The following is a 10,565-nucleotide window of genomic DNA, read 5'->3' as shown; positions in this document are numbered from 1 at the left end:
CCAGGGGGTCACACCTGATGGCACACCCCGGCAGGGGTGTGCCATCAGGTGTGACCCCCTGGCACCCCCTGGCACCCCCCCTCGGTGACGATGCGGGAACTGTTCCTTCCTCGATGCGTTACGGTTGGGCGCCCGGGGCGCTCCTGCGGCGTGGTCGTGGCATGGTGGGGTTGCGGGCGGGCCCTCCCGGCGCGTCCGCGACTCTTCGCGCGATCTGTTGGGAGGAACCATGGACAAGCACGCTGCCGCGCCCGCGCCCACCCCTGCCGCGGCGCCCGTATCTGCGCCCGCCGCCTCGGCGCATCCGGCCCGCCCGGCCTCGGCCGTTCCGGCGCCCGCGCCCGTCGACGACAACCTGGCCGCCGCGCCGCCTACCGGTGCCGCCAACGGCGGGTTCAAGCGCACGCTCACCGTGTTCGACCTGGTTATCTACGGGCTTATCTCCATGGTGCCCATCGCGCCGTTCAGCATCTACGCGAGCGTGTTCAACGCCTCCCACGGCATGCCGGCGCTCACCTACCTCATCGCGCTGGGGGCTATGCTGTTCACGGTGCTCTCCTTCGGCGTGATGATCAACCGCTTCCCCTCGTCGGGATCCATCTACACCTACGCCACCAAGGGCATCGGCAAGCTCGTGGGGTTCGTGGCCGGCTGGCTCATGCTGCTTCAGTACCTGGTAGGGCCTACGCTGTGCTACATCATGGCCGGTCTGGCGCTCAACCAGTACGTGCCGGCGGTGCCGGTGTGGGGCTGGTGCCTCATGTTTCTGGCCTTCACCACCTTCGTGGCCCTGCGCGGGATGAAGACGACCATCGCCGTCAACCGCGTGGCGCTCGTGGGCGAGCTGCTGGTGCTGGCGCTGTTCCTCGTGCTGGGCGTGGCCTACGTCATCGGGCACCCGGCCACCTCGGGCTTCTCGGCCACCGCGTTCGTCAACCCCTCCGCGTTCAACTTCGGCGACACCATGGGCGCCGTGTCGCTGGCCGCGTTCTCCTACGTGGGCTTCGGCTGCGTGGCCACGCTCACCCAGGAGGCCAAGGACGGCAAGACGGGGCCGTCGCGCGCCATGATGATCATGATCCTGCTGCTGGGCGCCATGTTCGTGCTGACCTGCTTCGTGGCCACCTGCGTCGACCCGACCGGCGCGGTGTTCGCCGGCAACGAGGACAACGGCTTCTACCTGGTGGCGCAGATGGTGGCCGGCCCGTGGCTCGGCATCCTGTGCGCCGTGGCCGTGGCGCTCGCCCAAGGCGTGTTCACCGGCATGGTGTTCGAGGTGTCCATCGTGCGCGTGCTCTACGTCATGGGCCGCGGCGGGTCGCTGCCGCGCGTGCTCGGTCGCATGGACGAGAAGACGGGCGTGCCGGTGGTGGCCACCCTGTTCGTGTCGGGCCTGTCGCTCGCCATCCTGCCGGCGCTGCTGTACCTGGGCATGGATGAGGTGGCGAAGGTGAGCAACTTCGGCGCGCTGTCCACCTACCTCATCCTCAACTTCACCGTGATCTGGTACTACTGGGTGCGGCAGAAGGATCACTCCAACCCGTGGCGGCTGCTCGTGTGTCCTCTCCTGGGCATGGCGGTGACGCTGGCCGTGCTGGCGTCGCTGAGCATGGTGGCGCACCTGGTGGGCATCGCGTGGATCGTCATCGGCGTGGCGTACTACCTGGTCACCACGCGCGTTCTGCGGCGTGACGTGGACTTGGGCGACGCCGGCGCGTGACGCGGGCGGCGGGGATGGCGTCGTCCCGAATCGCTCCGCTTCGACGGCCCCAGCCCGGCCCGGCCCGGCGGCTCCAACGCGGCCGCCTGGCTGCCGCTAGTCCAGCAGGTCCTCGATGAAGCCGACGCGGTAGTCGCGGAACACCGCCTCGCCGGCTTCCTGCGTGGCGTCCAAGTCCACCGCGGCGACGATCTGGAAGTCGCGGTCGCCTGCCTCGTCGGCGAACACCTGGCGCACCCGCCAGAGGCGCTCGGCGCGTTCGGGGGACTCGTCGATCTCCAGGTAGGCGGCCGAGCGGGCGTCGGCGTCGATGCCGATGGTCTCGTGCGCGTCGAAGTAGGCGTCCAGCGCGTCCTGCCAGCGGCGCTCGCCGAAGCCCCACTCGCCGTCGAGACGCCCCAGGTCGCCGGCGCGTCCCTGGGAGGCCAGCCGCACCCGGGCGAACAGCGCGTTGCGCACGAGCACGCGCAGGCCGCGGCGGTCGGCCACCACCGCGTCGGCATCGACGGGCGGTGCGGCGTCCGGCAGCTCGCCTGAGGCCGCCCACTCGTCTACCAGGCTCGAGTCGGTGGTGCGCACGAGGAACCCGAGCCACGCCACCACGTCCTGGAGCCGCTCGTCACGCGCGGCGGGCGGAATGGTGCGGTCGAGCACGCGGAAGGCGTCCGACAGGTAGCGCAGCAGCGTGCCCTCCGACTTGGCGATGCCGTAGCGTCCCACGTAGGTCTTGAAGTCGCTCACCGTCTCCACCATGTCGCGTAGCACGCTCTTGGGCTCGAGCTCGTAGTCGCGCGCCCACGGCACCGTCTGGCAGTACAGCCCGAAGGCATGGTCGAGCAGGTCCTCGAGCGGGCGCGGGTAGGTGACGTCGGCCAGTCGCTCGAGGCGCTCCTCGTACTCCACGCCGTCGGCCTTCATCTCGGCCAGGGCGGCGTCCTTGGCCTTGCGCTCCTGGGCGCGCAGCACCTGGCGCGGATTCTCCAGCGTAGCCTCCACGAGGGAGATGACGTCGAGCGCGTAGTCGGGGTCGTCGCGGTCGAGCAGGTCGAGGGCCGCCAGCAGGAAGGGGGAGAGCGGCTGGTCGAGGGTGAAGTCCTCGGGCAGGTCGACGGTCAGCAGGTACTCGTCGGCGCCGTCGGGTCCCGCGCCCTCGCGGCGCTCCACCACGCCGGCCTCGATGAGGGTGGCGAATATCTCGTCGGCGCGCGCCGTGAGGGCCGCCTTCTCCTGCGGCTCCTGGGCCGAGTCGGCGATGAGCTGGCGCACGGCCGCCCGCGCGTCGCCGCCGCGCGAGACCACGGCCAGCACCATGGAGTGCGTGATGCGCATGCGGGGCGTGAGCTTCTCCGGCGCCTTCTCCACCAGGTGCGTGAACGTCTTCTCGTCCCAGCTCACGAAGCCCTCGGGCGGCTGCTTCTTCTTGAGCTTGCGCAGCTTCTTCGGGTCGCCCGCGGCCTTCACCTGGGCGCGGTGGTTCTCGATCTCGTGCTCGGGGGCGAGCGCGATGACCAGGCCCTCGGTGTCGAAGCCGGACCGGCCGGCGCGGCCCGCTATCTGGTGGAACTCGCGGGCGCGCAGGCGGCGCATGTGATGGCCGTCGAACTTCGTCAGCTGGATGAGCACCACGGTGTGGATGGGCACGTTGATGCCCACGCCGAGCGTGTCGGTGCCACAGATGACCGGCAGCAGCCCCTGCTGGGCCAGCTTCTCCACGAGCAGGCGGTAGCGCGGCAGCATGCCCGCGTGGTGCACGCCCACGCCGCAGCCGAGCAGCCGCTGGAGGATCTTGCCGAAGGCGGTGGTGAAGCGCGTCCCCTTCATCGCCTGCTTCACGGCCTCGCGCTGCTCCTTGGTGGCCACGCCGTAGCTGGCGAGCGACTGGGCCGAGGCGAGCGCCGCGTCCTGGGAGAAGTGCACCAGATACAGGGGCGCGTCGCCCTCGCGCAGAGCCAGCTCGACGGTGGCCTCGAGCGGCTCGAGGGAGTACTCGTAGGAAAGCGGCACGGGCCGCGGTGCGTCGGCGATGACGTCGACGGGGCGTCCGGTGCGCTCCTGGAGGTCGGCGGCGATGGAGCTGACGTCTCCGAGCGTGGCGCTCATCAGCAGGAACTGCGCGCGGGGCAGGGTGAGCAGCGGCACCTGCCAGGCCCAGCCGCGGTCGGGATCGGCGTAGAAGTGGAACTCGTCCATGGCGACGCAGCCCACCTTCGATGTCGCGCCCTCGCGCAGCGCCTGGTTGGCCAGGATCTCCGCGGTGCAGCAGATGACGGGCGCGTCGGTGTTGATGGTGGTGTCGCCGGTGATCATGCCCACGTTCTCGCGGCCGAGGATGTCAACCATGGCGAAGAACTTCTCGTTGACGAGCGCCTTGATGGGTGCCGTGTAGTAGGCGGTGCGGCCCGTGGCCAGGGCCATGAAGCACAGGCCGAGCGCCACCATCGACTTGCCCGAGCCGGTGGGGGTGCCCAGGATGACCGAGTCGCCCACGGCCAGGTTCATGAGGGCGTCCTCCTGGTGGGGCCACAGCTCCAGGCCGCGCGACTCCACCCAGCCGAGGAACACCTCGAGCGCCTCGGAGGGGTCGAGCACGTCGCCCTCGCCCGTCTCGGCCCAGGGCAGCAGCCAGCCGAGGGAGCCGGGGGCGAAGGGGTCGTCCGGCGCGGGGGCGTCGGCGGGGCTTGTTGCAGCCGTGGGGTCGGGCAGCTCGTAGGCGGGTTCTTCGGTGGGCATGGCGGCTCCTTGGGCCAGGACGTGTGGGTGGCTTTCTATTATAGGGGTGCCGGCGCGCTGCGAGCGGGAGGAGCCGCCGAGCTCGCCGCAGGACGCCGGAGGCGCTCGGCGGCGGCCGCGGGGCGGGGAAATCGGGCGCTTTGCGCAAGGCGCGCGTGCAAAGTGGCCAAAAAAGTCGACTTGACGACGTTTACGAGGCCCGTCAGCACCCCCGGTTCCAAGGGTGGCAAGCGAAAGCCCAGGTCGCGGGAGGTCTCCTTGCGCATTCGCGGCGAGAGGGGCTGCGATCTGGCCGATTTCTGTCGTCAGGTCGACTTTTTTGGCCACTTTGCAGCGGGATAGCGCACGATCGGGAAACGAGGCGCCCGCGGCGCGCCTCCGCCCTCTGCCGACGGCGTACCATAGGTCCATGGATATCTACGAGCCGACCTGCGCGCCGCTTCCCTTTCCCGCGCCTCTGCGCGAGGGGCTCATCCTCGCGCGCCCTAACCGCTTCATCATGGAGGTGACCTTCCCGACGGGGGAGGGCGGTTCGCCTCCTGCGGGCAGGGCATCAGCGGTCGCTGCGACGGATGCGCCCCTCGGGTCGTCCGCGGCGGGGGCACCTTCCTTGGCGGCCGACCCGCGGAAGCCGATGCCGGTTCCCGCGAAGGGCGCCTTGTCGCCCTCGCCTGCGCCCGGCGGCTCGGTCCTCTCGGCCGGCACGTCCGTCGTGCGCTGCCACTGCCCGGCGGTGTCGCGTATCGGCGGCCTCGACCTGGCGGGACGCCCCTGCCTCGTCTCGGACAGCGGCAACCCCAAGCGCAAGCTGCCGCTTACGGTGGAGGCCTTCTCCCTCGACGAGCCGGACGCGCCGCAGAAGCGCTGGATCGGCATCAACCAGAACGCCTCCAACCGCTCCGTCGAGCACTTCCTGCGCATCGGGGCCCTCGACGCCATCGCCGGGCAGCCGCGCGAGGTGCGCCGCGAGGTTCCGCTCGGCGCGTCGCGGCTCGACTTTCTCGTGGACGACCGGCTGTACCTGGAGGTCAAGACGCCGCTCGTGCAGATCCAGACCGCCGTGCCCGCCTCCGTGCCCCGCCTGCCCGAAGCGCCGTTCTCGTCTACCGAGCGGGCGCTGCGCCATCTGCGTGAGCTGGCCGCGTCCCTGGCGGACCACGAGCGCGCCGTCGTCCTCTACTGCCTCTACTACGCCAACGACGGCTTCCGCTTCTATCACGGCACCACCTATGACGAGGTGCTCGCCACGGTGGACGCCTGCCGCGCCGCCGGGGTGGAGCTATGGCAGGCCGACTTCGAGGTCACGCCGCGCGCGGTGGCCTTGCGCCGCTACTTCCCGCTGGAGGAGTGGTAGCGCGCTTTGCTCGGCGCCCGCGCGGGGTTCACGCGCCGCCCCTCCTGGTAGGGAGACGACCGCGTCCATCCCGCCCCTGCTGCCACCCTTCGTCCCGCCTGCCGGGCCGCGTCTTGCCTGATCCGCTGCATCCCAACAAGAAGGGGGCGGCCACCCGGGTCCTCGCCCTCGGCGGCCGCCCCCTTCGGTGGCGGTCGTGCCTTCGCGCCTCATCGGCGCGCCTCGCGTCTTAGTCGGCCGCCTCCTCCGCGGTCGGCCTCTCGTCCGTCGCGGCATCCCCGCGTCCGCGCTTGTCGGGGATTAGGAAGATGAACACGAGGGAGCTGGCCAGCAGCAGGAACGGGTAGAACAAGAAGGGGATGATCTGGAACGCCGTCACGGCGAATCCCAGCTCGGTGCAGGCGCTGATGGCCACGAGCATCTGGGCGCCGTAGGGGATGACGCCCTGGAACACGCAGGAGAACGTGTCGAGGATGGACGCCGTCTTGCGCCGCGAGATGCCGTAGGTCTCGGCCATGTCGCGGGCGATGGGGTTGGCCATGACGATGGCCACCGTGTTGTTGGCCGTGGCGATGTCCATGGCGCCCACGAGCAGGCCCATGCCCAGCTGACCGCCCTTGCGGCTCTTGAACAGGCTCTTGATGCCGTTGAGCAGCGCCGTGAAGCCGCCGTATTCGCGGATGAGCGCGCAGATGGCGCTCACGAGCACGGCCACCATGGTGGTCTCGAACATGCCCGCGGCGCCGGTGCCCATGTTGCCCAGCAGGTCGGTGGCGGCTACCGCGCCCTCGGCCACCACGATGATGGAGCCCGACACGATGCCGAGTAGCAGCACCACGAACACGTTGATGCCGATGATGCCGCCCACGAGCACGATCAGGTACGGGATGAGCTCCAGCAGCTCGTAGTCATGCTGGACGGTGCCGGCCAGGTCGGTGCTGAGCGACAGCGCCAGGATGATGACGAGCGTCACGACGGCCGCGGGCAGCGCGATCTTGAAGTTCTCGCGGAACTTGTCCTTCATCTCGCAGCCCTGGCCCTGGCAGGCGGCGATGGTGGTGTCGGAGATGAACGACAGGTTGTCGCCGAACATCGCGCCGCCCATGACCGACGCCACGCACAGCGGCAGGCTGAAGCCCGACGCGGCGGACACGGCCACGGCGATGGGCGTGATGAGCGTGATGGTGCCCACCGACGTGCCCATGGAGACGGACACGAAGCAGCTCACCACGAACAGCACGGCCACGGAGAACTCAGCCGGAATGACCGAGAGCATGAGATAGGCCACCGACTCGGCCGAGTCGCGGCCCACGGTGCCCACGAACACGCCGGCGGCCATGAAGATGAGGATCATGGTGACGATGGTCTTGTCGCCGATGCCGCGCCCCATGATGACGAGCTTGTCGTCGAATGACAGCGACCGGTTCTGGAAGCACGCCACCAGCAGCGCGATGAGGAAGATCACCACGATGGGGATGTTGTAGAACCCCATGGTGATGCCCATCCCGTACTCGAACAGAATGCCGAGCCCCAGGTACAGCACCAGGAACACGCCGATGGGCAGCAGCGCGCCCACTCTTCCCTTCTCCATGATCTCCCCGTCCTTCGGTCGATAGCGTACAGCCGCCTATCTTACACTACCGGCACCGGGCCTGGCTGCGCAGGGCCATAGGCGTTCCCGGTCGCCGGTTATCTTCGCGGTCGCATACGGGGCATGCGTGCGCGGAGAACGCCGGAGCGGGGTGCTCGGGTCGCGCTCGGCGCCTAGTAGTTGGCGGCGCGCACCTGGAAGTAGCCCTGCGGATGGCCGCAGACGGGGCACTCCTCGGGGGCCGCGGTGCCGATGTGCAGGTGGCCGCAGACGGTGCAGTACCACACCTGCACCTGCTCGCGCTCGAATACCTCGCCATCCTGGATGCGTCTGGCCAGCACGTCGAAGCGCTCCTGATGGCTCTTCTCGATGGCGGCTAGGCCGTCGAAGAAGTCGCCCAGGTCGTCGAAGCCCTCGTCGCGGGCCACCTTCGCGAACTCCTTGTACTGGACGTCCCACTCGTAGCGCTCGGACGCGCTGGCCAGCCTCAGGCACTCGGGGGTCGGCGGCACCGTGCCGTCGTGCAGCTTCTTGAACAGGAGCTTGGCGTGGTGCAGCTCGTTGTCAGCCGTTTCCTGGAACAAGTTGGACATCTGGACGTAGCCGTCCTTCTTGGCCTGCTGGCCGTAGAAGACGTACTCCACGTAGGCCAGGGCCTCGGCGTTCAGGGCGGCCTCGATGTTCTTCCACGACTGGGATTCCTGCAGCTTCATGGTCGTCTCCTTCCGTGCTCCTCGTGCGACGGTTTCGTGACGTGACGTTGACCATGGTGCTACCACGTGTGGCGCGGAAGGCGGCGCGGGCCGCAGTTGGGGCCGATGCTTTGACGAGGCGTTCCCGCCGCGTTGCCGCGTGGTGGGGGATTTGCGGGATTCGCGCGGGGGCGGGGGGGGTTCGAGCCGGCGGTCGAGGGCGTGAGAGCCGCTTTTTCGTCGTTTGGTGGCAGTAATTCGCGTTTTGGTACGGTAAGCGGGCGCTCCCATGCCCCTCTGCCGAGGGTCGTGCCAGCAAAACCCCAGGTCGGCTTTGGCGGCATGCTGTGATTGGGCCTGCAAGAGAGGCGAGAGCCGTACCAAAACGCGAATTACTGCCACCGCAGCCGGGAAACGTGGCTGCGGTGGCATCGTTGCAGGGCGGATGCGGCTCGTCAGGCGGGGGCGCGGGACGCGAGGGACGCGTCGCAGGCATCCCGCGCGAAGCGGGCGGAATCGTTGGACGCGGGCGCTACGCGGCGCACCAGGCGGCGATGGCGTCGCGGAGGAAGCGGGTGGCGCCGGGGGCCACGGCGTCGTCGTAGTAGCGGGTGAAGCGCTCGTCGGCCACGTAGCCGTCGGCGAGGGCGGCGTGGGCCGCTCGGCTGTAGGCGCCCTCGCCCCAGTGGAGGGCGAGCCAGCGGCCGTGCATCTCGGCCAGGGCGCGGGCCTCGGGCCCTGCCGGGTCGCCGGTGCCGTCGGCGAAGGCGGCGCGCAGCTGGTCGATCACCGCTCGCCCCAGCGCCTCGCGGTCGTTCCAGGCCTTCTCGTCCAGGGCGAGCGTCCTCTCGTTGGCGGCGTCGACGGCTGCGTCGCCCCAGCGCTCGCGGGCCTCGGCGCCGTAGGTTCTCTCGTTGTGCTCGACGGCCTGGCGCTTGAGGCCCTCGAATCGTTCCTTGTCGGTCATGGTGGTTTCTCCTTCCAGGGCGGCGATGGTCTTCTCCACCGTGCCCATCAGGGCTTTCAGTTGCTCTTGCTGCGCGCGCAGGTCGGCAAGGCGGGATCGGAGCGCCGCGGCGCGGTCGAAGGCCGGATCATCCAGGCTGCGGCGGATGTCGCCGAGCGCCAGCCCGCAGGCGCGGAACAGCAGGATCTGCTGGAGGCGCTCCACCTGGCTGGCGTCGTAGCGGCGGTACCCGCTCGCGTCGCGCGTGGGGCGCAGCAGGCCCTCGGCCTCGTAGTGGTGCAGGGCGCGCACCGTCACGCCGGCCAGCTCGGCGAGCGCGCCGGCCGTGTAGCCGCCGGCAGGTGCCGAGGCGGCCGGGGACGGGGTGGCCGTCCGCGGCGCGTGTGCCACCGGGTTGGCGGGTGCGTGGGCGCCGGTCGCAACGGCGGGCCGGATGGCGCACGCGCTGTCCGAGGTGCTGCTGGCGGAGTCCGTCTTCTGTGGCGTCATGGGGCTCCTTTCGTCTTGCCGAGGGAAAGAATAGACCCTCACGTTACGTGAGGGTCAAGGGGGAGTTTTCGTTTTTTTCGAAGGGCAGCTGAGGGCTCGCGCCCCCTATGCCGCTGGCGGGTTGGCTGGGAGCGCGCAGGCGCGGGGCGCTCCTGCGGCTTTGCGGGCTTCGCCCCTCTGCGCCGAGTGGGCCCGAATCTGCGGCAACCCCGCGACTGCCCGATAGCGCACGCCGGCGCGCCTTCACGCTAGAGGGGTTGGGCGGCGGGCCGGCGCGCGGGGCGCGGGGCGCGCTGGGAGGTCAGGCCATGGCGGTTGCAGTAGGCGTAGAGGATGCCGGGGCCGCGGTAGGGGAAGCGCGCATCGGCGGTCTGCTCGGGGTAGAGCTTGCGGAAGAACACCTGGTCGGTGGTGACGTAGGCGAGGAAGCTGACGAAGTGATCCTTCGTCATGGGATGGCGTGCGGTCAGGTAGACCTCGCCGTCGGCCACCTCGGCGGCGATCGCGTGGTCGTCGTCGGGCTCCTCGGCCTCCTGGACGGGCAGGGCGATGCCGCAGCAGCTGAGGGACGCCTCGCCAGTGGCGTGGATGACGTTGCCGCAGAGCGGGCACACGAAGAAGCGCGAGCGCAGCAGGTTGCCGGCGCGGTTGGCGTTGACGACCTGCTCGCCGGAGAGCAGCTCGGCTACCGAGACGCCGAGCGCGCGGGCGATCGGCTCCACGAGCGTGACGTCGGGCAGGCCGCGGCCGGTTTCCCACTTGGAGACGGCCTTGTCGGTGACGCCGATCCGCTCGGCGAGCTGGCGCTGGGTGAGGCCCGCGCCCTCGCGCAGGGAGCGGATGGCGGAGCAGGTTACGTAGGAGGTCATGGCGGGTCCTTTTGGCTGGGATCGGGGGGGCGGTTGATGGCGGCGTGGTGCGGGCCGGAAGCCGGGGCCGGGGCCGGGCGGCCGAGCGTCAGGCGGCCGGGTGCCGCGCGGCCGAGCTGGGCCGGGCAGACGGCCGTGCCGGGCCGGAAGCCG

7 protein-coding genes are annotated in these 10,565 nt (G+C 70.1%); 2 read left to right on the top strand and 5 right to left on the bottom strand.

Annotation, left to right across the window (positions count from 1 at the left end; all coding sequences use genetic code 11):
- Positions 1-229 precede the first annotated feature (229 nt).
- Positions 230-1,720, top strand: a complete 1,491-nt coding sequence (locus D1643_RS08200) for an APC family permease (protein WP_160710158.1) — start codon at positions 230-232, stop codon at positions 1,718-1,720.
- Positions 1,721-1,816: 96 nt separating this feature from the next.
- Here the strand turns inward: D1643_RS08200 and D1643_RS08195 are convergent, their stop codons facing one another.
- A complete protein-coding gene (locus D1643_RS08195; protein ID WP_160710157.1) occupies positions 1,817-4,450 on the bottom strand; it encodes an RNA helicase in 2,634 nt (877 codons plus the stop codon).
- Between the two features lie 409 nt (positions 4,451-4,859).
- Between D1643_RS08195 and D1643_RS08190 the strand changes: the two genes are divergently transcribed.
- Positions 4,860-5,804: a DNA/RNA nuclease SfsA gene (locus tag D1643_RS08190; protein WP_160710156.1), complete on the top strand. Its 945-nt coding sequence runs from the start codon at positions 4,860-4,862 to the stop codon at positions 5,802-5,804.
- Positions 5,805-6,033: 229 nt separating this feature from the next.
- Here the strand turns inward: D1643_RS08190 and D1643_RS08185 are convergent, their stop codons facing one another.
- The 4 genes from D1643_RS08185 to D1643_RS08170 all read right to left on the bottom strand — a co-directional run bounded on the left by D1643_RS08185 (position 6,034) and on the right by D1643_RS08170 (position 10,412).
- Positions 6,034-7,395, bottom strand: a complete 1,362-nt coding sequence (locus D1643_RS08185; protein WP_160710155.1) for a Na+/H+ antiporter NhaC family protein — start codon at positions 7,393-7,395, stop codon at positions 6,034-6,036.
- 173 nt (positions 7,396-7,568) lie between these two features.
- The gene (locus D1643_RS08180; protein ID WP_160710154.1) at positions 7,569-8,108 is read right to left on the bottom strand and encodes a rubrerythrin family protein; all 540 of its coding nucleotides are present in this window, start codon (positions 8,106-8,108) and stop codon (positions 7,569-7,571) included.
- 511 nt (positions 8,109-8,619) lie between these two features.
- On the bottom strand, positions 8,620-9,543 hold the full coding sequence (locus tag D1643_RS08175; protein WP_201751039.1) for a MerR family transcriptional regulator: 924 nt from the start codon (positions 9,541-9,543) through the stop codon (positions 8,620-8,622).
- Between the two features lie 248 nt (positions 9,544-9,791).
- Complete coding sequence (locus D1643_RS08170) at positions 9,792-10,412, bottom strand: helix-turn-helix domain-containing protein (RefSeq protein ID WP_160710153.1); 621 nt, start codon at positions 10,410-10,412, stop codon at positions 9,792-9,794.
- Positions 10,413-10,565 lie beyond the last annotated feature (153 nt).

This window comes from Enterorhabdus sp. P55, assembly GCF_009911695.1.
Lineage (GTDB): Bacteria > Actinomycetota > Coriobacteriia > Coriobacteriales > Eggerthellaceae > Enterorhabdus.
The sequence above is the reverse complement of the archived record's forward strand: the minus strand, read 5'-3'. Positions and strand labels throughout refer to the sequence as shown.